This is a genomic window from Amycolatopsis silviterrae, from assembly GCF_042684085.1.
In the GTDB taxonomy this organism is placed as follows: Bacteria; Actinomycetota; Actinomycetes; order Mycobacteriales; family Pseudonocardiaceae; genus Amycolatopsis; species Amycolatopsis silviterrae.
This window is the reverse complement of record NZ_JBHUKS010000014.1, coordinates 56,410-79,991: the sequence shown is the minus strand read 5'-3', so window position 1 is coordinate 79,991 and position 23,582 is coordinate 56,410. Positions and strand designations below refer to the sequence as shown.

Below are 23,582 nucleotides of genomic sequence, written 5' to 3'. Positions count from 1 at the left end.
GCCACTCACGACGTCCCTACTCCACCAACGTGTCGTCCGGCGACCCGTTCGCCAGCGCCGCCAGCACATCCAACGCGCTCGCCAGCGTCTCCTCCGCCGGCGCGGACACCGCGATCCGCACCGCGTTCGGCGCGTGTCCCGGCACCACCGAGAACGCCGCCGCCGGGGACAACGCGATGCCCCGGCGAGCGGCGGCGGCCACGAAAGTCTCGGCGCGCCATTGGTCCGGCAGCACCCACCACCGGTGGTAAGCCGCCGCGTCGCCGTGTACCTGGAAGCCCGCCAGCCGGTTGGCGACGATCCTCGCGCGCGCCCCGGCGTCGGTGCGCTTCGCGGCTTCGACCTCCGCCAGCACGCCGCCGGTGATCCACCGCCGCGCGGCCTCCACCGAGAACCGCGACGCGGCCCAGCCGCCGGACCGGATCGCGCTCGCCAGCCGCGCGACCCAGGCCGGCGGCACCACGAGGAAGCCCGCGGTGAGCCCGGGTGCGACGCGTTTCGACAGGCTGTCCACGAAGACCGTCCGCTCCGGCATCAGCGCGGCGAGCGGTTCGGTGTCCGGGCGGAGGAAGGTGTAGATGCCGTCCTCGATCACCGGCAGGTCCAGCGCGCGCACGGTCGCGGTCAGTTCGGCACGGCGGTGCGGCGGCATCGTGGTGCCGAGCGGGTTGTGCAGGGTCGGCTGGACGTACAGCGCCCGCACCGGCGCGCTCGCCGCGAGCGCGGCCGGGACCAGGCCGTACGCGTCGGTCTCGATCGGCACCAGTTCGATGCCGAGCCGGGTCGCGGCGGCCTTGACCACCGGGTACGTCAGCGATTCGACCGCGAGCCGCTCGCCGGTCGGCACGAACGCGGCGAGCGCGGCCGCGATGCCCTGCCGTCCGTTGCCCGCGACCAGCACCGAATCCGGATCCGGCGTCCACGAACCGCGGGCGAGCATCGTGGCGGCCGCCTCGCGCACCGCTTTGGTGCCCGCCGCGCCGAGCGGATGCAGCGCGTCGGTGAAGACGTCCGCGCGCAGCACGGGTTCGAGCGCGCGGGCGAGCTTGGCCGATTGGTTCGGCAGCACGGCGAAGTTCAGTTCGAGGTCCACTCGCGCGTCGCCGGGTTCGGACAGCGCCGGTTCGGGACCGGGTTTCGCCGCGCGGACGAAGGTGCCTCGCCCGACCTCGCCGATCGCCAGGCCGCGGCGCACGAGTTCGCCATACACGCGGGCGGCGGTGGAGCCGGCGATGCCGCGGTCGCGCGCGAACCTCCGCTGCGGCGGCAGCCGGTCGCCGGGCCGCAGCCGGCCGCTTTCGATGTCGGCGGCGAGTTCGTCCGCGACGACGCGGTAGTCGTCCATCCCACCCTCGCTCTGCCGGGATTCTCCCGGACGCATCATGGCACCGGCCGGTCACGTACGGCTAATGCGACCTCCGGAACTCCCCGAACGGGGGTCACTAGGTTAGCCTTACCTGTGTGGCACTCACGAGCGAAGAGACCCGACTGCACGCCGAGAACCTGACGCTGGCCTACGACGGCCGCACCGTGGCCGAACGGCTCGGCGTGGTCATCCCGGACAAGTCGTTCACGGTCATCGTCGGTCCCAACGCCTGCGGCAAGACGACGCTGCTGCGCGCGCTCGCCCGGATGCTGAAGCCGCGCGAGGGCTCGGTCTACCTCGACGGCGAGGTGATCTCCAGCTACGGCGCGAAGGAGGTCGCGCGCCGGCTCGGGCTGCTGCCGCAAAGCTCGATCGCGCCGGACGGGATCACCGTGGCCGACCTCGTCGCGCGCGGCCGCTACCCGCACCAGAAACTGCTGCGCCAATGGTCCCGCGACGACGCGGCGGTGGTCGCCGATTCGATGCGCGCGACCGGCGTCGACGACCTCGCCGAACGGATGGTGGACGAACTGTCCGGCGGGCAGCGCCAGCGCGTCTGGATGGCGATGGCGCTGGCCCAGCAGACCGACCTGCTGCTGCTCGACGAGCCGACGACCTACCTGGACATCGCGCACCAGCTCGACATCCTCGACCTCTGCGCGACGCTGCACAGCGAACAGGGCCGCACGCTGGTCGCGGTGCTGCACGACCTCAACCACGCGGCCCGGTACGCGACGCACCTGATCGCGATGCGCGACGGGAAGGTGCTGGCCACCGGAACGCCGGAGGAGGTCGTGACGGCGGAGAACGTGGAGCGGATTTTCGAGCTGCCGTGCCGGGTGATGGAGTGCCCGGAGAGCGGAAGCCCGATGGTGATCCCGAAGGTCAGCCGCCGGGCCGCCTGAGCTAACGGCGGGCCATGAACGACCGCCACACGTCCGCGGGCACCGACTCGCCGGTGACCTTCTTGCCACTCGCGTCGATCAGCCGCCGGTCGTCGTCGGAGCCGAGCCACACCGCAGTCGCCAGCTGCGGCGTGTAGCCGACCGCCCAGGCGTCCTGGTTGTCGCGCGAATTGCCGTGCTCGAACTCGCCGGTGCGCAAGGCCGCCTCGCGACCGTCCGGCAAGGTCGTCCGCAACGCCGAAGTCACGTCCTTCGCCACGTTGGCCGGAACCGCGGAAACCGGCTCGGTTTCGTGCTGCCACACGACTTTCCCCGACCGGTCGAGCACCTTGTCGACCAGGTGCACCGGTGCGTGCATCCCGTTGGCGGCGTACGTCGCGTACGCCCCGGCCACGTCGAGCGGCCGCATCGGATACCGGCCGACGACGACGCCCGAGCCGATCGTCGCGCCGTCCTGTTCGCGCATCGTCGGCGTGCCGTCCACTTCGTCCGGGATCCCCGCCGAACGCGCCGCCGCGCTCACCTCGTCGACCCCGACCTTTCTGGACACCGTGATGAACGGCGTGTCCGCGCCCGAGGTCAGCGCACTGCGCAAGGTGCAGGTCTGCGGGCACTTCGGCGGATACTCGAACTTCTCGCCCAGATACTGAATCTCCCTGGGAGCAGCCACTTTCTCGTCCAGAGACATCCCGTTCTTCAGGCCGGCCGCCGCAGTGAACGGGTAGAACGCCGAGCCGAGCGCGTGTCCGGTCGACGCATAATCCCGGACGCCGTTGTTGCCGCCGTCGTACGCGCGCACCGCGCCATTCGTCGGATCGACCGCCACCAAAGCGCCGCGGAACTCCGCTGGCTCGCCCTTCAGCCGGTCGCTCAGCGCGGCGTGCGCGGCGTTCTGCAGCCCCGGGTCCAGTGTGGTCTGGACGGTCAGGTTCCCTTGCTGCAGCCGGGAAAGCGAGAAGCCGGCGGTCTCCAGCTCGGCGAGCACTCGCTGTTTGAGGTGGTACTGGTCGTAGTTCAGGTTCACCCGGGTCTCCGCGGGCGGCTTGATCTCCGCACCCGGATAGGCCATGCCGTCGGTGTTCTTCAGGTAGCCGCGCTCGACCAGCTTGTCGCGCACGTATCGCCAGCGCTTCGCCGCGTGCTCGTCGCCGGACGCCGCCGGGTCGTGCACCGACGGCGACTGGATCATCCCGGCCAGGAAGGCGGCCTCGCTCCACGTGATGCTGTCGTCGAGCGGGCGGCCGAAGAACGCATTCATCGCCGCCGCCGGGCCGAAGGTGTTGCGGCCGAAGGAGATGATGTTGACGTAGCTCTCGAAGATCTGCTCCTTGCTCTGCTCCTGGGTGATCTTCGTGGCGAGCACGAGTTCCTGCAGCTTCCGGCCGAGCGTCGAATCCTCGTCGCCGGTCGACTTCTTGATGTACTGCTGGGTGATCCCGGACCCGCCGCCGACGCCGGTCAGGAACGCGCGGCCGATCCCGGTCGGGTCGAAGCCGGAGTTGGCCCAGAACGTCGGGTCCTCGGTGGCGACAATGGCGTCGCGCAGCTTCTGCGGGACCTGGTCGAAGGGCACGAACCGCCGGTCGCCGCCCGGGGGCACGATGCGCGCCAGCTCGCTGCCGTCGGCGGCCTTCAGCGTGACGGTCTTGCCGAGCGAGGCGAGCACGTCCTGCGGGCTGCGGACGTCCATCAGCAGGTAGGCGATCCAGAACGCGATCAGCGGCACGCCGACCGCGCACCCGGTCAGGTAGTAGGCACCTCTCCGGATACGGCACCACTTGCTACGGACACCAGCAGGTTCGTCGCTCTCCGGGGTTGACTCCACGATTGGTGGACGACTGAACCGGTGGCAAGGTTCTGTCGACCCGGTGAATTGATCACGATAAGAAAGCGCGCAGCAGCGACACGGTGCCCTCGACGTGCTCGGCCATCGCCTGCCGCGCGGCCACCGGATCGCCGGCCAGGATCGCGTCGACGATCGCCTCGTGCTGCGCGTTCGAATGCTCCAGATTGGGTTCGAGCAGCGGAATCCGGTCGAGCAGCCGGTTGACCCGGGTCCGCGCGTCGGCGACCGCGCTGGTCAGCGACGCCGACGCGGTGACCTCGGCGATCGCCAGGTGCAGCCGGGAATCCTTGCGCCGGTAATCCGCGAGACCGGCCGCCGACGCCTCCGCGAGCGTTCCGGTGAGATGCTGCCGGTCCGCCGGGCTCAACGTCCGCGCCGCAGCCGCCTCGGCCGCACCGGTCTCCAGGACATGCCGCAGGCACAGCGCGTCCTCCAGCCCCGCCGCGTCCACCTCGCCGACCGCCCGCTCCGCCGGGTCCGGCAGCTTCTCGTTCACGAACGTCCCGCCGTACCGCCCGCGCCGCGACTCGACATACCCCGCGTCGGCCAGCGCGCGGATCGCCTCCCGCAACGTCACCCGGCTCACCCCGAGCCGCTCGGCCAGCTCCCGCTCCGACGGCAGGCGCTCCCCCGCGCCGACAACCCCGAGCCGGATCGCCTGCAACAGCCGCTCGACGGTCTCCTCGAAGGCGTTCCCGGCGCGCACCGGCCGGAACAGGGCCGCGTCCGCGCTCACCACCGAGGTCGATTCCACCTGTCCGAGTCTATGCTGCCCCGATTGCAGAGAAGTCTTTGCAAAGGTTTCTCTGCGGTCTAGATTGGGGACATGCCTTCCGAACGCCGCACCCGCCAGCTCGACGCACAGACCCTGCGCGCGCTGGCGCATCCGCTGCGGATGGAGCTGCTGGACCTGCTCACCATCGACGGCCCCGCCACCGCGACCGGCCTGGCCAAGCGCGTCGGCGAAAGCTCCGGCACCACGTCGTGGCACCTGCGGCAGCTCGCCGAAACCGGCCTGGTCGTGGAAGACCCCGACCGCGGCTCGAAACGCGAACGCTGGTGGCGCGCCGCGCAAGACTCGACGCGCATGAGCACGACGGACTTCGCCGACGACCCCCACATGGCCGGCCCGCTCATGACCTTCCTGCACCAGCTCGTCGACCGGCGCTACCGCGAACAAGCCCAGTTCGTCGCCGAACTGCCGCGCTGGTCGGACGCCTGGCGCGACAGCGCCACTCTCAGCAGCGCCCAGCTGTCGCTCACCGCGGACGAAACCAGACGGATGGTCCAGGAAATCGAAGCGGTGATCGACCAGTACCGCCGCCCCGCCTCCCCCGGCGACGAGCCGGTGATCACGCACTGGGCAGCGTTCCCGCGCTCCACCGCCGAACCCGAAGACGAGGAAACCTCCTGATGGACCCGTTCCTGACCGCCCGAGCCGCCGCGAGACATGCCGAACTGCAAGCTGCCGCCCGCCGCTCCCCCGCTCCCGCTCCCCGCCCTCGCCGCGCGCCCGCCCGGCAGCGCGTCGGATGGTGGCTCATGGAACTGGGACTGCGCCTAGCAACCCCGAAACGCCGTGAAGGACTCCTTGAAGGAACCTAACTCCCTCAACGCCCCCTTCACGGACCGCCCGCGTTCCGTGAGGGCCACCTTCACAGCCCCAGATTCCCTCAGGGTTCCCCTCACTACCCTCGCCGAGCCCGGCCCGGTTCGGTCGGTCCGTGAAGGACCCCTTCACGGAATCAGATTCCCTCAAGGAGTCCTTCACGGACCACCCCGCCACCGCTGGTGCGCCCCAATGTGGCGTTGGTTGCGTCGCATGCACCCAATGTGGCATTCGTTGCGTCAGATGCACCCAATGCCACATTGGGGCGCTAGCCCCGCCCCCGCCAAAACCGCCACCGAGGCACCCCAAACCAGCGAGGCACCCACACCACCCCCGCACCCCGATACGAAGCCACAACGCGGCGCGGGGGTGTTTGTCAAGGCATCTTTCCCGCCTTGACAAACACCCCCGCGCCGTAGTCACAATCGGGCTTCGGGGTGCCCCACGCAACAATCAACACTCGATAACGTTGACAGCCAACCCGCCCCGAGCAGTTTCCTTATACTTAACAGACATATCCGCCCCAGTCTCGCGCATAGTCTTAATCGCCTTGTCCAACGTCACCACGTGACTGCCATCCCCACGCATAGCCATCCGCGCGGCATGAATAGCCTTGGACGCCCCCACGGCATTCCGCTCAATACAAGGAATCTGCACCAGACCGCCCACTGGGTCGCAGGTGAGGCCCAGATGATGCTCCACCCCGATCTCGGCCGCATTCTCCACCTGAGCAGGCGACCCGCCCAACACCTCAGTCAACCCGGCAGCCGCCATGGCAGAAGCAGACCCGACCTCCCCCTGACACCCAACCTCAGCACCAGAAATCGACCCAGTCTGCTTAAGAATAGACCCAATAGCCCCAGCAGTAAGCAGGAACGTCACAATCCCATCATCAGACGCCCCACGCACAAACCGCTGATAGTAATGCAACACAGCCGGAATGATCCCCGCCGCGCCATTCGTCGGAGCAGTAACCACCCGCCCCCCAGCGGCGTTCTCCTCATTCACCGCCAGCGCATACAGGCTCACCCAATCCATCGCGTACAACGGATCATCAGCACCGTCTTCGGCAAGCAGCTTGTCATGCAACGCCTTAGCCCGCCGAGGCACCTTCAACCCGCCAGGCAATACCCCCTCATGCGTGTACCCATTCCGCACGCACTCGGCCATCACCTGCCAGATCTCCAGCAGCCCTTCCCGGATCTCCTCACGACTGCGCCAGGAAAGCTCGTTCCGCAGCATGATCTCGCTGACCGGCAGCCCAGTATCCGCGCAATGCTTCAGCAGGTCCGCTCCAGTGCGGAACGGATAAGGCACCGGCGTGGAGTCCTCCACAAACACCGTGTCGGTCTCGTACGACTCGTCGCGCACGAACCCGCCGCCGACCGAGTAGTACGTCCGCTCCCGCACCAGCGAACCGTCCGAAGCGAACGCCCGGAACACCATCCCGTTCGGATGCGCTGGCAGAGACTTCCGCCGGTGCATCGTCAGGTCGGTGTCCTCGGTGAAGGCCACCGGATGAGTCCCGCCGACAGTCAGCCGCCCGGACTCGCGGATCTCCGCCACCTTGGCGGGCACAGTGTCGGTGTCGATCGCCTCCGGACGCTCGCCGGACAGCCCGAGCAGCACCGCCTTGTCGCTGCCGTGGCCGAACCCGGTCGCGCCGAGCGAGCCGAACAACTCGGCCTCCACCCGCACGACCCGGTCCAGCACGCCGTCCTCGACCAGACCGTCCACAAAGGTCTTGGCCGCCCGCATCGGGCCGACCGTGTGCGAACTGGACGGCCCGATGCCGATCGAAAACAGGTCGAAGACGCTGATCGCCATTGATCCGCCCCTTCTCTTAGTTCCTCGCCAGCACGCTGCTGGCTTCTTGCGCCGCCGGTCCTTCGGCGGTCAGGTGGGCCAGGTTCTCCGGCAGTTCCTCGCCCCGATGGGCCTTGGTCTGCGCGTACAACCGGCCCGCGCGATACGACGACCGCACCAGCGGCCCCGCCATCACACCCGGGAACCCGATCGCCTCGGCGGTCTTCGCGTGCTCCACGAACTCCTCCGGCTTCACCCAGCGGTCGACCGGGTGGTGCCGGGGCGAGGGGCGCAGGTACTGGGTGATCGTGATGATCTCGCAGCCCGCGTCGAACAGGTCCTGCAGCGCGGTCGTGACCTCGTCGGGGGTTTCGCCCATCCCGAGGATCAGGTTCGACTTCGTGACCAGCCCGGCCGCGCGGGCCTGGGTGATCACGTCCAGCGAGCGGGCGTAGCGGAAGCCGGGGCGGATCCGCTTGAAGATCCGCGGGACCGTCTCCACGTTGTGCGCCAGCACCTCCGGACGCGACCCGAACACCTCAGCCAACTGATCCGGCTCGGCGTTGAAGTCCGGGATCAGCAACTCCACGCCCGTGCCCGGATTCAGCGAGTGGATCTGCCGCACCGTCTCCGCGTACAGCCAGGCACCGCCGTCGGCCAGGTCGTCCCGGGCCACACCGGTGATCGTCGAGTACCGCAACCCCATGGCCTGCACCGACTCCGCGACCTTCCGCGGCTCGGTACGGTCCAACGCAGCAGGCTTCCCGGTGTCGATCTGACAGAAATCGCACCGCCGCGTGCACTGGTCCCCGCCGATCAGGAAGGTAGCCTCCCGGTCCTCCCAGCACTCGTAAATGTTGGGACAACCCGCCTCTTCACAAACCGTGTGCAGACCCTCCCGGCGCACCAAGCCCTTCAGCTCAGTGAACTCCGGACCCATCCGCACCCGCGTCTTGATCCACGACGGCTTCTTCTCGATCGGCGTCTCGCTGTTGCGCACCTCAAGCCGCAACAACTTCCGCCCCTCGGGCTGGGCGCTCATCGGCTGAGGTCCGCGTACAGCGGGTGCTTCTTGGCCAGCAGCTCCACGCGACCCCGCAGCGCCTGCTGGGCGGCCGCGTCGAAGTCCGGCTTGAGCGTCTCGGCGATGATGTCGGCGACCTCGGCGAAGTCCTCGGCGGCGAAACCGCGGGTGGCCAGCGCCGGGGTGCCGATCCGCAGGCCGGAGGTGACCATCGGCGGGCGCGGGTCGAACGGCACCGCGTTGCGGTTGACGGTGATCCCGACCTCGTGCAGCCGGTCCTCCGCCTCCTGGCCGTTGAGCTGCGAGTTCACCAGGTCGACGAGCACCAGGTGCACGTCGGTGCCGCCGGTGAGGACGCGCACGCCCGCCTCGGCGCAGTCGGTGCGCGACAGCCGGTCGGCGAGGATCTTCGCGCCTTCCACGGTGCGCTCCTGGCGCTCGCGGAACTCGTCGGTCGCGGCGATCTTCAGCGCCACCGCCTTGGCCGCGATGACGTGCTCCAGCGGACCGCCCTGCTGGCCGGGGAACACCGCCGAGTTGATCTTCTTCGCCAGTTCCTGGCGGCACAGGATCAGGCCGCCGCGCGGGCCGCCGAGGGTCTTGTGCGTGGTGGTGGTGACGATGTCGGCGTGCGGCACCGGCGACGGGTGCAGCCCGGCGGCCACGAGGCCGGCGAAGTGCGCCATGTCGACCATCAGCTTCGCGCCGACCAGGTCCGCGATCCGGCGGAACTCGGCGAAGTCGAGCTGGCGCGGGTAAGCCGACCAGCCCGCCACGATCATTTTCGGCTGGTGCTCGACCGCGAGCCGCTCGAGCTCGGCGACGTCGACGATCCCGGTCTCCTTGTCGACGTGGTACGGGACCACGTTGTACAGCTTGCCGGAGAAGTTGATCTTCATCCCGTGCGTGAGGTGGCCGCCGTGCGCGAGGTCGAGGCCGAGGATGGTGTCGCCCGGATTCAGCACCGCGAACATCGCCGCCGCGTTGGCCTGCGCGCCCGAGTGCGGCTGCACGTTCGCGTGCTCCGCGCCGAACAGCGCCTTGGCCCGCTCGCGCGCGAGCTGCTCGACGACGTCGACGTGCTCGCAGCCGCCGTAGTAGCGGCGGCCCGGGTAGCCCTCGGCGTACTTGTTGGTCAGCACCGAGCCCTGCGCCTCGAGCACGCCGACCGGCGCGAAGTTCTCCGAGGCGATCATTTCGAGCGTCGACTGCTGGCGGTCCAGCTCCGCGGCCACCGCGGCGGCGACCTCGGGGTCCACTTCGGACAGGCGGGCGTCGAACGTGGCGGTCATCAGTTCTCCTGGGTGAGCTCGGCGTACGCGGACGCGTCGAGCAGCTCCGGGACGTCGCCCGAGAGCCGCACCTGCAGCAGCCATCCTTCGGTGTAAGGGTCGGAGTTGATGACCTCGGGGGTGTCCGATGTGGTCTCGTTCACCGCCACCACCTCGCCGCTGACCGGCGAGTACAGCTCGCTGACCGACTTCGTCGACTCGACCTCGCCGAACACCTCGCCCGCGGTGACGGTGTCGCCGACGCCGGGCAGCTGCACGAACACGATGTCGCCGAGCGAGCCCGCCGCGAACGCGGTGATGCCCACCGTCGCGACGCCGTCGGAGACCGACAGCCACTCGTGTTCCTTCGTGTAGGACAGGTTCTGGGGGATGCTCACAGCTGGGGTCCTTTTCAGGCTCGGGAGTAGAAGGGCAGGGCGACGACCTCGACCGGCTCGACGCGGCCCCGGATGTCGACGGACAGCGCGGTGCCGGGCTCGGAGTGCTCCCGGTCTACATACGCCATGGCGATCGGGTAGCCCAGCGTCGGCGACAGCGCGCCGCTCGTGATCTCCCCGATAGTGGCATCCCCGGACAGCACGGCGTACCCGTGCCGCGGGGCGCGGCGGCCAGTGCCGCGCAGGCCGACCCGCACGCGCGGGACGTCGGCCTTCTTCAGCTCCTCCAGGGCCGCGCGGCCCACGAAGTCGCCCGGTTTCTCGAACTTCACGACCCGGCCGAGCCCGGCCGCGAACGGGTTCAGCTCGCGGCTGAGTTCGTTGCCGTACAACGGCATTCCGGCTTCCAGGCGCAGCGTGTCGCGGCAGGCGAGTCCACACGGGACCAAGCCGTGCTCCTGACCGGCCTCGGTCAGCAGCGCCCACAACGCCGGAGCCTGCGCCGCCGGCACGAACAGCTCGAAGCCGTCCTCGCCGGTGTAGCCGGTGCGGGCCAGCAGGACCTCGTGGCCCTTCACGACGGCGGGCACGCTCGCGTAGTACTTCAGCGAAGCGAGGTCCGCGTCGGTTACCGCGGCGAGCACCTCGACCGCCTTCGGACCCTGCACCGCGATCAGCGCGGTGTCCTCGGACCGGTTCTCCACCACCGCGTCGAACCCGGCGACGCGCTCGGCCAGCGCGTCCGCGACCACGGCGGCGTTGCCCGCGTTGGCCACGACCAGGTACTCCTCGTCGGCGAGCCGGTAGACGACCAGGTCGTCCAGCACGCCGCCGTCGGCGTCGCAGATCATCGTGTAGCGGGCGCGGCCCGGCTTCACGCCGGTCAGGTTGCCGACCAGCGCGTAGTCGAGGACGTCGGCGGCCTGCGCGCCGCGGACGTAGATCTCGGCCATGTGCGACAGGTCGAACAGACCGGCCGCCTCGCGCACGGCCTTGTGCTCGGCCAGTTCGCTGGCGTAGCGCACCGGCATCGACCAGCCGGCGAAATCGGTGAACAGCGCACCCAGATCCTGGTGGACCTGTTGCAGGGGGGTTTCCGTCACGGGAAGCCTTTCGTTGTCGCGAGCGGAGGACACGCTCACGCGTCGTACGCGTCGAGGGGCGGGCAGGAGCAGACGAGGTTGCGGTCGCCGCGCGCCCCGTCGATCCGCCGCACCGGCGGCCAGTACTTGGTCTTGCGCGCCACGCCGACCGGGTACACCGCCAGCTCGCGGTCGTAGTCCGCGGTCCACTCGCCGGCGATCGACGACGCGGTGTGCGGCGCGCCGCGCAGCGGGCTGGTCTCGGCGGTCCAGCGGCCCGCGGCGACCTCGTCGATCTCGTGCCGGATGGCGATCATCGCCTCGCAGAACCGGTCGATCTCGGCGAGGTCCTCGCTCTCGGTCGGCTCGACCATGAGCGTGCCCGCGACCGGGAACGACATGGTCGGCGCGTGGAAGCCGTAGTCGATGAGCCGCTTCGCGACGTCGTCCACGGTCACGCCGGTGTCCTTGGTGATGCCGCGCAGGTCGAGGATGCACTCGTGCGCGACCAGGCCGTCCTGTCCGGTGTAGAGCACCGGGTAGTGCGGCGAGAGCCGGGCGGCGATGTAGTTGGCCGCGAGCACCGCGACCTTCGTCGCCTCGGTGAGGCCGGGCGCGCCCATCATCCGGACGTACGCCCAGGAGATCGGCAGGATCGAGGCCGAGCCGTACGGCGCGCCGCTGATCGGGCCGACGCCGGTGTCCGGTCCGGCCTGCGCCAGCAGCGGGTGGTTCGGCAGGTACGGCGCGAGGTGCTCGCGCGCCGCGACCGGGCCGACGCCGGGACCGCCGCCGCCGTGCGGGATGCAGAACGTCTTGTGCAGGTTCAGGTGCGAGACGTCGCCGCCGAACTCGCCCGGCTTCGCCAGGCCCAGCAGGGCGTTGAGGTTCGCGCCGTCGACGTACACCTGGCCGCCGCCGTCGTGCACGATCTTGGCGAGCCGCTCGATGCCGTGCTCGTAGACGCCGTGCGTGGACGGGTAGGTGACCATGATCGCGGCGAGGTCGGCACTGTGCTGGTCCACTTTGGACTGCAGGTCTTCGAGGTCGACGTTGCCCTCGCCGGTGCACTTGACCACGACCACGCGCATGCCAGCGAGCACCGCGGACGCGGCGTTGGTGCCGTGCGCGGACGACGGGATCAGGCAGACGTCGCGCTCGGGCTGGCCGTTCGCCTGGTGGTAGGCGCGGATGGCCAGCAGCCCGGCGAGTTCGCCCTGGCTGCCCGCGTTCGGCTGCAGCGACACCTGGTCGTAGCCGGTGACCTCGGCCAGCCAGCCGGACAGCTGGCGGACCAGCTCGTGGTAGCCCTCGGCGTCCTCGGCGGGCGCGAACGGGTGGATGCCGGCGAACTCGCGCCAGCTGATCGGCTCCATTTCGGCGGTGGCGTTGAGCTTCATCGTGCACGAGCCGAGCGGGATCATCCCGCGGTCGAGCGCGAAGTCCTGGTCGGCGAGCCGGCGCAGGTAGCGCAGCATCGACGTCTCGGACCGGTGCGTGCTGAACACCTCGTGCGTCAGGTAGCCGCTCTCGCGGGCGAGACCGTTCGGGAGCGCCTGCGCGGCTTCCCACGCACCGTCGACGCCGAAGGCGCGAAGCACCTTCGCGAGCGTGTCGGGACGCGTGACCTCGTCGCAGGAGATGCGGACGTGGTCGGCGTCGATGTGGCCGAGGTTGATCCCCGCCTCGCGCGCAGCCGCGTGCACCTCGGCCGCCCGGCCAGGCACCTTCGCGACGACAGTGTCGAAGAAGGCTTCGTGGGCCACCTCGACGCCACCAGCGCGCAGCGCGTTCGCGAGACCAGCCGCGAGTTCGTGAACCCGCGTCGCGATCGCCTTCAGGCCGTCGGGACCGTGGTAGACCGCGTACATCGCCGCGAGCACCGCAGGCAGCACCTGCGCGGTACAGATGTTGGAGGTCGCCTTCTCGCGACGGATGTGCTGCTCACGCGTCTGCAGCGCGAGGCGGTACGCAGCGTTTCCGTCCGCGTCCACGGACACGCCGACGAGACGGCCGGGCAGCGACCGCTCAAGACCAGCGCGCACCGCCATGTACCCGGCGTGCGGACCGCCGTAGCCCAGCGGCACGCCGAAGCGCTGCGTAGAACCGACAGCGACGTCCGCGCCGAACTCGCCGGGCGCGGCGATCAGGGTGAGCGCCAGAAGGTCGGCAGCGACCGTGTACAGCGCGCCCGCGGCCTTCGCCGCTTCGGAAACCGCGTGGTAGAAGCCGCGTCCGCGCAGCACGCCGGACGCGCCGGGGTACTGCACGATGACGCCGAAGAACTCCTCGGGCAGCCCGGTGAGCAGGTCGCGCACCTGCACGTCGATGCCGAGGCCGGCGGCGCGCGTCCGCACGACCTCGATGGTCTGCGGAAGGCATTCGGCGTCGAGAACGACCACATTGGACTTCGACTTCGACGCACGGCGCATCAGCGTCATCGCCTCGGCCGCCGCGGTGGACTCGTCGAGCATCGAAGCGTTGGCGATCGCCAGCCCGGTCAGGTCGGACACGGCGGTCTGGAAGTTCAGCAGCGCCTCAAGACGGCCCTGCGAGATCTCCGGCTGGTACGGCGTGTACGCGGTGTACCAGGCCGGGGTCTCCAGCACGTTGCGGCGGATCACGCCCGGCGTGACGGTGTCGGAGTAGCCGAGGCCGATCATCTGCGTCATCGGCCGGTTGCGCGCGGCGAGCGCACGCAGCTCGGCGGTGGCTTCTTCCTCGGAGGCGGGCGCGGGAAGCGCCAGGTCACCGGCCGTGTGGATGGCGGAGGGCACCGCCGCTTCCACGAGGGCGTCCAGGCTTCCGTAACCGCATTCGGCGAGCATCTTCGCCCGCTCGGCCTCGCCGGGACCGATGTGGCGGGTGTCGAAGGGGGTGGAGGTGATGGGAGCTCCTCGGGACGGGCACCGGGCGCGGCGGTGCACTGGGAACTCCCCCTCTGTCATGGGCACCTGAGAGTTTCACCGCGCGCACAGCACGGCTTTCACCTTGGGTGAGGCGCGGGTGCGCCTGCTTTCCAGAGTGGCCTCGCCGAAAGCGGTAGCGGTTACCTGAGAGATTCCGGGGAGTTTGCTCCTTCGGTGTCCCACTGCTCGCATGGGACTCTCCCGCTCCGGCTCGAACGGCCCTGTGTTCAGTTGTGGGTGCTGCAGGTGGAACGACCCTACCTGGTGGTTCACGCGCCAGTCTAGCGCGCCCGGCCTACGCCACACCCCTGCCGAAGGTCCGTGAGGGGAACCCTGAGGGACTCTGATTCCCTCAGGGTTCCCCTCACGGACAGTCACAGCGGCGTGACGTAAGCGCCCGAGATGCCGCCGTCGACGAGGAACTGCGCGGCGGTGATGAAGCTGGCGTCGTCGCTCGCCAGGAAGGCCACCGCGGCGGCGATCTCCTCCGGCTCGGCGAAGCGGCCGACCGGGACGTGCACCAGACGGCGGGCCGCGCGTTCCGGGTCCTTCGCGAAGAGTTCCTTCAGCAGCGGCGTGTTGACCGGCCCCGGGCACAGCGCGTTGACCCGGATGTTCTCCCGCGCGAACTGCACACCCAGCTCGCGCGTCATCGCGAGCACGCCGCCTTTCGAAGCGGTGTAAGAAATCTGCGACGTCGCGGCTCCCATCACGGCCACGAACGACGCGGTGTTCACGATCGAACCGCGGCCCTGGCGCTGCATGTGCGGCAACACGGCCTTGCAGCACAGGTACACCGAGGTCAGGTTGACCCGCTGCACCTTCTCCCACGCTTCGATGCCGGTGGTGAGGATCGAGTCGTCCTCGGGCGGCGAGATTCCCGCGTTGTTGAAGGCGACGTCGACCGCGCCGAACTCGTCGACCGTCGTCTGGAAAAGGGCCTCGACCTGGTCCGCGTCGGTGACGTCGGCCTGCACGAAGGCCCCGCCCACCGCGTCGGCGGCCGCCTTGCCCTCCTCCGGCGCGACGTCGCCGATCACCACCTTCGCGCCTTCGCTCGCCAGCCGCTTCGCAGTCGCGAGGCCGATGCCGCTCGCGCCGCCGGTGATCACCGCGACGCGGCCGTCAAAACGCTGCACCATCTATTCCTCCGTGCTCAGGAAAACGTTCTTGGTTTCGGTGAAGGCGGCTGCGGCGTCCGGGCCCAGCTCGCGGCCGAGGCCGGACTGCTTGAAGCCGCCGAAGGGCGTCCAGTAGCGGACCGAGGAGTGCGAATTCACCGACAGGTTCCCGGATTCGACGCCGCGCGCGACCCGGAAGGCACGGCCGACGTCGCGAGTCCAGATCGAGCCGGACAGGCCGTATTCGGTGTCGTTGGCCATCCGCACCGCCTCCGCCTCGTCACGGAAGCGGACCACCGCGACGACCGGGCCGAAGATCTCGTCGCGGGCCAGCGGATCGTCCAGTCCCGGCGGGAGCACGACGGTCGGTGCGAACCAGTAGCCCGGTCCGGACGGCGCGCTGCCGCGGAAGGCGACCGGAGTCGCGTCGGTGACGTAGGAGGAGACTTTCGCGTGGTGGTCCGCGGAAATCAGCGGGCCCATCTCGGTCGCCTCGTCGCCCGGATCGCCGACGACCACGCCCCGCACGGCGGGCTCCAGCAGTTCGAGGAACCGGTCGTAAACGTTGTCCTGCACCAGGATCAGCGATCGCGCGCAGCAGTCCTGCCCGGCGTTGTCGAACACCCCGTACGGCGCGGTCGCCGCGGCCTTCTCCAGGTCGGCGTCGGCGAAGACGATATTGGCGTTCTTGCCGCCCAGCTCCAGCGTCACCCGTTTCACCTGCGCCGCGCAGCCTGCCATGACCTGCTTGCCGACCTCGGTGGACCCGGTGAACACGACCTTGCGCACCGCCGGATGCGTGACAAACCGTTGCCCGACAACCGATCCCTTGCCCGGCAGCACCTGGAAGACGTCTTCGGGGATCCCCGCCTCGCGGGCGAGTTCGGCCAGCCGCAGCGCGGTGAGCGGGGTCAGCTCGGCCGGTTTGAGCACGACCGTGTTGCCCGCCGCGAGCGCCGGAGCGAAGCCCCAGCCCGCGATCGGCATTGGGAAGTTCCACGGCACGATCACGCCGACCACGCCCAGCGGCTCGTGGAAGGTCACGTTGACGCCGCCGTCGACCGGGATTTGCTTGCCCAGCAGGCGTTCCGGCGCGCCGGCGGAGTATTCGAGCAGGTCGCGGACGTTGCCCGCTTCCCAGCGGGCGTTGCCGATGGTGTGCCCGGAGTTCTCGACCTCCAGCCGGGCGAGGTGGTCGAGGTCGGCGTCGACCGCGTCCGCGAACCGGCGCAGCAGCCGCGCCCGATCGCCCGGGGCGACCGCCCGCCAGGCCGGGAACGCGGCGTGCGCGCGGGCGATCGCGGCGTCGGTGTCCGCCTCGGTGGTCAGCTCGACCTGGCGCACCACTTCCGCGGTCGCCGGATTGCGCACCTCGAACGTCGTCATTTCCCCTCCTGCGCGGCGTTCACCAGCGCGGCGAACAGCCGGACGTCGTCGCTGTCCTGCTCTGGATGCCACTGCACGCCGAGCACGAACTCCCCCGGCGCCTCGGCGGCCTCGACCGTGCCGTCCGCCGCGTGCCCGGACGCGATCAGCCCGGAGCCGAGCTGGTCAATCGCCTGATGGTGGTAACACTGGACCTTCGTTTCCTGGCCGAGGATCGCTGCCGCTCGCGTGCCTTCGACCAGGCTGACCGTGCTGGTGCCGAACGTCGCCGGGGCCGGCTGATGCGTTGCGTCGCCCAGGGTTTCCGGCAGGTGCTGCGCGAGCGTGCCGCCGAGCGCGACGCTCATCACCTGCAGCCCGCGGCAAACTCCGAGCACCGGCTTTCCCGCCGCGCGCGCTGCCGCGAACAGGCCGAACTCAAACGCGTCGCGCTCCGGGCGGATGTAGGTCTTCTCGTGCGGCTCCTGGCCGTACCGGGCAGGTTCGACGTCGGCACCGCCGGTGAGCACGAGACCGTCGATGCGCTCGATCAGGCTGGCGTACTGGTCCGTGACGGGCGGCAGCAGCACCGGAATCCCGCCCGCCTTGACCACGCAGTCCGCGTAAACCCGGTGCAGCAGCGTCGCTTCGGTGTCCCAGGCCAGGAATTTCGCCTGTTCCGAATAGGTGCTGAGGCCGATGACAGGTGGGTCAGAGTCGTTCGAAACCACGGATGCGCTCCCAATCGGTCACAGCTCGCTCGTACGCTTCGCGCTCGATCCGCGCGGCGTTGAGGTAATGGTCGACTACTTCGGCGCCGAAGGCATCTCGCGCGATACGGCTGCCTTCGAGGACTTCAGCTGCCTCAGCGAGCGTGACGGGCACTGTGGGCTTGTCGGAGTCGTACGCGTTGCCTACGAACTCAGGCTCCAACGGCAGTTCGTTCTCGATGCCGTGCAGCCCCGCAGCGACCATCGCGGCGACAGCGAGGTACGGGTTGACGTCTCCGCCGGGTACGCGGTTCTCGACGCGTAACCCGTCACCGTGCCCGACAACGCGCAACGCGCACGTACGGTTGTCCGTTCCCCATGCGATCGCCGTCGGTGCGAAGCTGCCAGGGACGTAACGCTTGTAGGAGTTGATGTTCGGGGCGAAGAAGTACGTCAGCTCGCGCAACGCTTCCAGCTGTCCGGCGAGGAAATGCTGCATCAGCTTCGAGAAGCCGTGGTCGCCGTCGCCGGGAAGCACCGCTTCGCCCGACTTGCTGCGAAGGCTCAGGTGGATGTGGCAGGAGTTGCCTTCGCGTTCGTTGTACTTCGCCATGAACGTGAGACTCTTGCCCTCCTGCGCGGCGATCTCCTTCGCACCGTTCTTGTAGATGCCGTGGTTGTCGCACGTCGCGAGCGCTTCGGCGTAGCGGAAGGCGATTTCGTGCTGACCCGGGTTGCACTCGCCCTTCGCCGACTCCGGATACAGGCCCGCGCCGGCCATCCCGTTGCGGATCCGGCGCAGCAGCGGCTCGATCCGCGCGGTGCCGAGCATCGAGTAGTCGACGTTGTACTGATTGGACGGCTTCAGGTCCTGATACCGCTTGTCCCACGCGGTCTCGTAGGAGTCGTCGAACACGATGAACTCGAGCTCGGTGCCGACGTACGCCTTCAGATCGTGCTCAGCGAGCCGGTCGAGCTGGCGGCGCAGCACCTGGCGCGGCGAGACGGAGACCGGGCCGCCCTGCACGCGCTCGACGTCCGCGAGCACCAGCGCGGTGCCCTCCTGCCACGGAATCTGCCGCAACGTCGCGAAATCCGGCCGGAGCACGAAGTCGCCGTAGCCGCTTTGCCAGGACGAGATGTCGTAGCCGTCGACCGTGTTCATGTCGACGTCCACCGCGAGCAGGTAGTTGCACGCCTCGGTGGCGTGGCCGACCACCTCTTCGAGGAAGTACTCCGCCGAACAGCGCTTGCCCTGGAGCCGCCCCTGCATGTCGGTGAGCGCGACGAGCACCGTGTCGATCGTGCCCGCCGTCACCCGTTCGCGGAGATCTTCGAGCGTGAGCATTCCTCGCCTGGCCGGCATCGCATCGCCCCAAAGGTTCGGATCAGGTCCTTTGCGGCTTCTTCCTACCGGGCCGTCGCGGGCGGGTCAATCCACTGAAAGGTATTTTCTTAGACCTTTAAACGCCTGGTTGCCGAGCTTCACCCGCGTGGCGCCTGCTATGTCCGGGTTGCCCGGCTGAGAAGATACTGTGAATCGGGTGCGTCCGGGACCAAATCCGCCGCCTCGTGCGTTGGACCGGGCAAGAGAGGTGAGAGGGATGACTGAAGCATTCACGCAGACCACGTTCAGCCAGCAGCAGGCGCGGCCGCAGCTCCCGACGCTGCCCACCGGGTGGCCGATCGGGTCGTACGAGTCCTACGAACAGGCCCAGCAGGCCGTCGACCACCTCGCGCACGCGGACTTCCCGGTCACCGACGTCACGATCGTCGGGGTGCAGCCGATGCTGGTGGAGCGCATCGCGGGCAAGATGAGCTGGAGCCGGATGCTCAGCAGCGCGGCCATGTCCGGCGCGGTGTTCGGCCTGTTCCTCGGCCTGGTGCTGAGCATGCTCAACCCGGCCGCGGGGCTGCTGTCGATCGTGCTCGGCCTCGCCGCGGGTGTCGTGTTCAACGTGGCCTTCGGCGCGCTGGGCTACGCGGCGAACCGCAACAAGCGCGGGTTCATCTCGCAGAGCCAGCTGGTGGCGCAGCGCTACGACGTGCTGTCCCAGCCGCGCAACGCCGAGAAGGGCCGCCAGCTGCTCGCCGACCTGGCCGCGCGTTCGGCGTTCAACCACTGAGCCGTTGCAACGCTGAGCTGTTGAAGCGCTGAGTTTCACCTCCCGGGCGTCCGGGCCGTTCGCGGCCTGGGCGCCCGGTTTCGTGCCGGGGGGTCGTGAGTGCCTATCCCGGTTAGAACCGCGATAGGCACTCACGAGGCCCGCTACCTCGTCGGCGGAGCAGCCTTGGTCGAACTGGGCGCCCCCGAGGTCGCCGTCGGCTTCGGGATCACCGCCGCGAACGGCACCCCCGCGTCCTCCCGGCAGTAGCTGCGATAACCGTTGTAGCCGTTGACGTTCCCGCGGTCGTCCTGCGTTCCCAGGGTGATCTTCGGGCGCGGGAACTGGTTGTCCTGCCCGGTGATCTGGCTCGTGCCGGAGTCCTTCTCGCAGCCGTAGCGCGTGATCGTGAGCGGGCGGCCGCGGTCGTCGTACAGGTAGACGTTTTCGAGCGGTTTGCCGTTCGCGTCGAAGGCGTACAGGTTGCTCAGTTCGCGCTGGCCGTAGCGCAGCGACTCGTTGCCGTGGGCGTCCTGGTACATCGACGAGGCGTACGGCGGAGTGGAACTCGACGAGTACGAGCGGTCCCGGACGAGTTTGACCGCCGCGCCGAGGCCGCCGAACGCGCTGCCCACCACGAACGCCGACACCGGCACCGCGATCCACAGCATCCGCCCGTCGGCCTTGATCCGCGGGCCCGCCCACATCACCAGACCCGCGGCGACCAGCAGCACCGGCAGCAGCAGGACCGCGTGCAGGTCCCGGATCATCAGCAGCAGCCCGAACGCCAGCAGCGCGAACGCGCACACCACCCACCACGCCGGCTTCAGCGAGTTCAGGTAGCCGAACGCGCGGTCGGCCGACCGGTCCTCCCGCATCGACTTCACCATCGCCCGCGCGCGGACGACCTCCGGCAGCTCCCGCATCGCGTCGACCCCGCGCAGCAACAGGAACGCCAGGCTCACCGCGAACACCGGGGCCAGCACGAGCATCCCGATCAGCGTCTCGGCGTCGAACCGCACCGCGGCGGAGAACGCGACCAGCGCCGTCCCGGCCGCGCAGAACACCAAGCCCCACAAGGCAAGCCGAGGTCCGATCCGGCTCGGTTTGGCCGTCGTCGCGAGCACCTCGGTCGCCGCGGCCGGCGCTCCCTCCGGAGCGGGCGGGTAGCCGCCGGACGCCCGCAGTTCGGCCGCGTAGCTCTCCGGCGTGCCCAGCCGCGCGACCAGGTCCTCGACCCGCGCCGCCGCCCCGGACTCCGCCTCCATCTCGGCCAGCTGCGGCCGGACGTCCTCGAGCAGTTCCTCGATCTCGTTCGCGGGCAGGTCCGCGAGCGCGGTGCGCACCCTCGACAGGTACACCCGCGCGGCCGTCGGCTTGTCCGTGCTCATGCTGCCTCTCCCCGATTCGTGCCGCGGACGCGCCGCGGTTTCGCCTGCCGCGCGGTCAGGCCCGCTCTTTCACCAAACTGTCCATAATGGACGCGAAGCTGTGCCACGTGCGCGCCGATTCGGCGAGCCGCAGCCTGCCCCGGTCGTTCAGGCTGTAGTACTTGCGGTGCGGGCCCTCTTCGCTCGGCACCACATACGACGTCAGCAATCCCGCCTTGTACAGCCGCCGCAGCGTGCCGTACACCGATGCGTCCCCGACCTCTTCGAGCCCGGCGACACGAAGTCTTCGCAGCACGTCGTAGCCGTACCCGTCGTCGTCGCGCAGCACCGCGAGCACCGCCAGGTCCAGCACTCCCTTGAGCAGCTGACTGATCTCCACGGCGTTCCTCCCCCGGTCCTGCGCGAGAGAAGGTACCACGCATAGCGCAGTAGTGTGCACGGCGAACGGCCGAAAGGCGGTATCGCTGCCCGTTCGTCCAGGTCAGGAAGAGACCAACGACGGGGTATACAGCGTAGACAGCGAGGTCTACAGTGTAGACATGGCTGAGATTCCGACTGCTGAACGGCTCGTGGCGGCGGCGCGCGAGATCGTCGCCGCCGAAGGGGCCGCCGCGGTGACCATGCGCCGGGTCGCCGAAGCCGCCGGGGTCACCGCGATGGCGATCTACCGGCATTACGAGAACCGCGAGGTCCTGCTGCGCGCGGTCGCCGACGCCACCGGGCGCGAACTGGGCGCGGCGTGGAAGGACCCGATGTCCGAGGGCGAATGGACCGACCGGTACGACGCGCTGCTGGACGGGTTCCTGGATTTCGCGCTCGGCCAGCCGCATCTGTACCGCTTCCTGATGACCGACAGCTGGGCGCGCGCCCGGCTGTACCCGGACGGTTTCCGCGAGCCCGGCTCGCCGCCGTTCACCGCACTGGTCCGGCTGATCGAAGAGGGCATGCGCGACGGGGTGCTGCGTGCCGACGATCCGCTGGAAGCCGCGTTGACCGTCAGCACCCAAATGCAAGGCATGGTGCTGCACTACCTCGCCGGACGGATGGGGACCGCGGAGCCCGAGTTCCGCGCGCTGTGCCGGCGTACTTCCCGGAGGGTTTTCGATGGACTCAAAGCGTAATGCCCGCTGGCAGATCCCGGCCGCGCTGCTGTCTTCGGCGGTGCTCTTCTACTTCGGCACCGGGCTCGCCCCGGTCGCCGCGCTGACCTGGCTCGCGCCGTTTCCGGTGCTGCTGCTGGCGACTCGCGCCGGCGGCTGGACCACGGCGGGCACCGCGTTCGGCGCTTTCCTGCTCGGCACCGCGAATATGTGGGCCTACCAAGCACATTCCGGCGACGAACCGCTGTGGCCGTTCGGCACCGCCATCGACGTCGGGATGTCGCTGGTGTTCACGTTCGCGGTGTGGCTGTTCTGGGCGCTGGTGCGCCGCCGCCGGACGCTGCTGGCCAGCCTGGCCGCGCCTGCGGCGTGGACCAGCCTCGTGTACCTGATCACCGTGCTGAACCCGATGGGGATGATGGGTTCCCTCGCCAACGACCAGGGCGACGCGCCGCTCGTGCTGCAAACCGCGTCGTGGGCCGGAATGTGGGGCGTCGAATTCCTGGTGCTGCTGCCCGCTTGCGCGATCGCCGCGATGTGCGCGCCCGGAGCCGCGCGGCTGCGCACCGGCGCCGTGGCCGGAATCATCGTGGTGCTGAGCCTCGGCGGCGGCGCGCTGAGGCTGTCCGGCGACACCGGCGGCCCGCCGGTGCGGATGGCCGCGATCACGCAAAACGCCGGCTATCACTGGGGTCCTGAACTCGGCACCGCGGAAGGCCGTGCGCTGGTGCACGACTACATCCGGGAAATCGAGGCCATGCCGGACGGCGTGCAGCTCGTTGTCTTGCCCGAAGCCGCTTTCAGCGCCGAGGAGGAATGGCCGGCCGCCCTGGTCGAGCCAATGCGCAGCGCGGCCAAGGCACGCGGCGCGGCGATCGTGATCGGCTTCGAGTACTACGACCGGCCAGGCAAGCACAACTACGCCTACGCGCTGGCCTTCCCCGCCGACGGTGCCCCGCCCGCGCGGTACCTGAAACACCACGACCTGGTGAGCCCGCCGGGCCACGACCTGGTGTTCGTCCCCGGCGCGAAAGTCCCGACCGGACTGGTGATCTGCGGGGACACGACCTTCGCCTCCCCCAGCCGCGACTACGCCGCCGCCGGTTCGCGCGTCCTCGCCATTCCGGCGGAACTCGCGGTCCCGCCGGGCAGCAACGACGAGGGCGGCTGGCAGCACACCCGCAACGCGCTGCTCCGGGGAGTCGAAAGCGGCCAGTCGATCGCACTCTCCGACGCGAACGGCAGCCTGATGCTGTCCGACGGCTACGGCCGCGTCCTCGGCGAAGCCCGCACCGGCGGCCCGGCCCCGTTCACGGCAGTCACCGCGGACGTCCCGGCCGGCCCCGGCGCGACGTTCCACACTACCTTCGGCGACTGGTTCGCGTGGCTTTCGCTCGCGATCACCTTGGCGGGCTTGGTGTTTACCCGCCTTCGCACGGCTCGGCCCGCGCCCGCCGCTGAGGTCGTGGGCACGAAAACGACGACTGGCTCATGAACCGCATGTGCCGGGCCTGCCACCGCAGTCACCACCGAGCCGTGGCAGCCCGGCACCTGCCCGCCTCGCGCCCGCCGGT

20 protein-coding genes and 1 riboswitch are annotated in these 23,582 nt (G+C 69.6%); of the genes, 5 read left to right on the top strand and 15 right to left on the bottom strand.

All coding sequences use genetic code 11. The features are described from left to right. Window positions 1-16 precede the first annotated feature (16 nt). On the bottom strand, window positions 17-1,345 hold the full coding sequence (locus ACFSVL_RS19430; protein ID WP_378306060.1) for an aminotransferase-like domain-containing protein: 1,329 nt from the start codon (window positions 1,343-1,345) through the stop codon (window positions 17-19). A gap of 116 nt (window positions 1,346-1,461) precedes the next feature. Here ACFSVL_RS19430 and ACFSVL_RS19425 point away from each other — a divergent pair, with 116 nt between their 5' ends. Continuing rightward, entirely contained in the window at window positions 1,462-2,271 is an 810-nt protein-coding gene (locus tag ACFSVL_RS19425) for an ABC transporter ATP-binding protein (RefSeq protein WP_378306058.1), read from the top strand. 1 nt (window position 2,272) lies between these two features. Here ACFSVL_RS19425 and ACFSVL_RS19420 read toward each other — a convergent pair whose 3' ends face one another. Beyond that, window positions 2,273-3,997 carry a transglycosylase domain-containing protein gene (locus ACFSVL_RS19420; protein WP_449224381.1) on the bottom strand — a complete coding sequence of 575 codons (1,725 nt, stop codon included), beginning with the start codon at window positions 3,995-3,997 and terminating at the stop codon, window positions 2,273-2,275. Between the two features lie 151 nt (window positions 3,998-4,148). Beyond that, window positions 4,149-4,871: a FadR/GntR family transcriptional regulator gene (locus ACFSVL_RS19415; protein WP_378306054.1), complete on the bottom strand. Its 723-nt coding sequence runs from the start codon at window positions 4,869-4,871 to the stop codon at window positions 4,149-4,151. Window positions 4,872-4,943: 72 nt separating this feature from the next. On the opposite strand from ACFSVL_RS19415, the gene ACFSVL_RS19410 reads away from it, so the two are divergent. Continuing rightward, window positions 4,944-5,531, top strand: coding sequence for an ArsR/SmtB family transcription factor (locus tag ACFSVL_RS19410; RefSeq protein ID WP_378306052.1), 588 nt, complete (start codon window positions 4,944-4,946; stop codon window positions 5,529-5,531). 648 nt (window positions 5,532-6,179) lie between these two features. Here the strand turns inward: ACFSVL_RS19410 and ACFSVL_RS19405 are convergent. From ACFSVL_RS19405 to ACFSVL_RS19360, 10 genes are all read right to left on the bottom strand, one after another. Then, entirely contained in the window at window positions 6,180-7,553 is a 1,374-nt protein-coding gene (locus ACFSVL_RS19405) for an L-serine ammonia-lyase (RefSeq protein WP_378306050.1), read from the bottom strand. 16 nt (window positions 7,554-7,569) lie between these two features. After that, on the bottom strand, window positions 7,570-8,574 hold the full coding sequence (gene lipA, locus ACFSVL_RS19400; protein ID WP_378306048.1) for a lipoyl synthase: 1,005 nt from the start codon (window positions 8,572-8,574) through the stop codon (window positions 7,570-7,572). Further along, the gene (gene glyA / locus ACFSVL_RS19395; RefSeq protein ID WP_378306046.1) at window positions 8,571-9,848 is read right to left on the bottom strand and encodes a serine hydroxymethyltransferase; all 1,278 of its coding nucleotides are present in this window, start codon (window positions 9,846-9,848) and stop codon (window positions 8,571-8,573) included. Before glyA ends, lipA begins: the two co-directional genes overlap by 4 nt. Next, window positions 9,848-10,225 (bottom strand): glycine cleavage system protein GcvH, encoded by a 378-nt coding sequence (gcvH, locus tag ACFSVL_RS19390; RefSeq protein ID WP_378306044.1) that lies wholly within the window; start codon window positions 10,223-10,225, stop codon window positions 9,848-9,850. The genes glyA and gcvH overlap by 1 nt, the downstream gene beginning before the upstream one ends. 14 nt (window positions 10,226-10,239) lie before the next feature. Further along, window positions 10,240-11,328: a glycine cleavage system aminomethyltransferase GcvT gene (gcvT, locus tag ACFSVL_RS19385; RefSeq protein WP_378306043.1), complete on the bottom strand. Its 1,089-nt coding sequence runs from the start codon at window positions 11,326-11,328 to the stop codon at window positions 10,240-10,242. A 35-nt stretch (window positions 11,329-11,363) separates the two neighbouring features. After that, entirely contained in the window at window positions 11,364-14,195 is a 2,832-nt protein-coding gene (gcvP, locus tag ACFSVL_RS19380) for an aminomethyl-transferring glycine dehydrogenase (RefSeq protein WP_449224382.1), read from the bottom strand. Window positions 14,196-14,238: 43 nt separating this feature from the next. Next, a riboswitch (glycine riboswitch) is annotated at window positions 14,239-14,340 on the bottom strand. Window positions 14,341-14,590: 250 nt separating this feature from the next. Further along, the gene (locus ACFSVL_RS19375; protein ID WP_378306039.1) at window positions 14,591-15,358 is read right to left on the bottom strand and encodes a 3-oxoacyl-ACP reductase; all 768 of its coding nucleotides are present in this window, start codon (window positions 15,356-15,358) and stop codon (window positions 14,591-14,593) included. After that, window positions 15,359-16,723 carry an aldehyde dehydrogenase family protein gene (locus tag ACFSVL_RS19370; RefSeq protein ID WP_378306037.1) on the bottom strand — a complete coding sequence of 455 codons (1,365 nt, stop codon included), beginning with the start codon at window positions 16,721-16,723 and terminating at the stop codon, window positions 15,359-15,361. Further along, window positions 16,720-17,433 carry a gamma-glutamyl-gamma-aminobutyrate hydrolase family protein gene (locus ACFSVL_RS19365; protein WP_378306035.1) on the bottom strand — a complete coding sequence of 238 codons (714 nt, stop codon included), beginning with the start codon at window positions 17,431-17,433 and terminating at the stop codon, window positions 16,720-16,722. Before ACFSVL_RS19365 ends, ACFSVL_RS19370 begins: the two co-directional genes overlap by 4 nt. Continuing rightward, window positions 17,414-18,760 (bottom strand): glutamine synthetase family protein, encoded by a 1,347-nt coding sequence (locus ACFSVL_RS19360; protein ID WP_378306033.1) that lies wholly within the window; start codon window positions 18,758-18,760, stop codon window positions 17,414-17,416. Before ACFSVL_RS19360 ends, ACFSVL_RS19365 begins: the two co-directional genes overlap by 20 nt. Before the next feature lie 256 nt (window positions 18,761-19,016). Here ACFSVL_RS19360 and ACFSVL_RS19355 point away from each other — a divergent pair, with 256 nt between their 5' ends. After that, complete coding sequence (locus tag ACFSVL_RS19355) at window positions 19,017-19,538, top strand: general stress protein (protein WP_009074217.1); 522 nt, start codon at window positions 19,017-19,019, stop codon at window positions 19,536-19,538. Window positions 19,539-19,681: 143 nt separating this feature from the next. Here the strand turns inward: ACFSVL_RS19355 and ACFSVL_RS19350 are convergent, their stop codons facing one another. Then, window positions 19,682-20,908, bottom strand: a complete 1,227-nt coding sequence (locus ACFSVL_RS19350; protein WP_378306031.1) for an HAAS signaling domain-containing protein — start codon at window positions 20,906-20,908, stop codon at window positions 19,682-19,684. Window positions 20,909-20,963: 55 nt separating this feature from the next. Further along, window positions 20,964-21,287 carry a PadR family transcriptional regulator gene (locus ACFSVL_RS19345; RefSeq protein WP_378306030.1) on the bottom strand — a complete coding sequence of 108 codons (324 nt, stop codon included), beginning with the start codon at window positions 21,285-21,287 and terminating at the stop codon, window positions 20,964-20,966. Between the two features lie 160 nt (window positions 21,288-21,447). Between ACFSVL_RS19345 and ACFSVL_RS19340 the strand changes: the two genes are divergently transcribed. Both ACFSVL_RS19340 and ACFSVL_RS19335 read left to right on the top strand, forming a co-directional pair. Beyond that, window positions 21,448-22,029: a TetR/AcrR family transcriptional regulator gene (locus tag ACFSVL_RS19340; protein WP_378306028.1), complete on the top strand. Its 582-nt coding sequence runs from the start codon at window positions 21,448-21,450 to the stop codon at window positions 22,027-22,029. Next, a complete protein-coding gene (locus ACFSVL_RS19335; RefSeq protein ID WP_378306026.1) occupies window positions 22,013-23,503 on the top strand; it encodes a nitrilase-related carbon-nitrogen hydrolase in 1,491 nt (496 codons plus the stop codon). Before ACFSVL_RS19340 ends, ACFSVL_RS19335 begins: the two co-directional genes overlap by 17 nt. Window positions 23,504-23,582: the final 79 nt, after the last annotated feature.

Coding starts and splice junctions, on each gene's coding strand:
- ACFSVL_RS19430 (WP_378306060.1), bottom strand. CDS start 1,345: ATGGACGACTACCGCGTCGTCGCGGACGAACTCGCCGCCGACATCGAA.
- ACFSVL_RS19410 (WP_378306052.1), top strand. CDS start 4,944: ATGCCTTCCGAACGCCGCACCCGCCAGCTCGACGCACAGACCCTGCGC.
- ACFSVL_RS19405 (WP_378306050.1), bottom strand. CDS start 7,553: ATGGCGATCAGCGTCTTCGACCTGTTTTCGATCGGCATCGGGCCGTCC.
- lipA (WP_378306048.1), bottom strand. CDS start 8,574: ATGAGCGCCCAGCCCGAGGGGCGGAAGTTGTTGCGGCTTGAGGTGCGC.
- glyA (WP_378306046.1), bottom strand. CDS start 9,848: ATGACCGCCACGTTCGACGCCCGCCTGTCCGAAGTGGACCCCGAGGTC.
- ACFSVL_RS19375 (WP_378306039.1), bottom strand. CDS start 15,358: ATGGTGCAGCGTTTTGACGGCCGCGTCGCGGTGATCACCGGCGGCGCG.
- ACFSVL_RS19370 (WP_378306037.1), bottom strand. CDS start 16,723: ATGACGACGTTCGAGGTGCGCAATCCGGCGACCGCGGAAGTGGTGCGC.
- ACFSVL_RS19360 (WP_378306033.1), bottom strand. CDS start 18,760: ATGCTCACGCTCGAAGATCTCCGCGAACGGGTGACGGCGGGCACGATC.
- ACFSVL_RS19355 (WP_009074217.1), top strand. CDS start 19,017: ATGACTGAAGCATTCACGCAGACCACGTTCAGCCAGCAGCAGGCGCGG.
- ACFSVL_RS19350 (WP_378306031.1), bottom strand. CDS start 20,908: ATGAGCACGGACAAGCCGACGGCCGCGCGGGTGTACCTGTCGAGGGTG.
- ACFSVL_RS19340 (WP_378306028.1), top strand. CDS start 21,448: ATGGCTGAGATTCCGACTGCTGAACGGCTCGTGGCGGCGGCGCGCGAG.
- ACFSVL_RS19335 (WP_378306026.1), top strand. CDS start 22,013: ATGGACTCAAAGCGTAATGCCCGCTGGCAGATCCCGGCCGCGCTGCTG.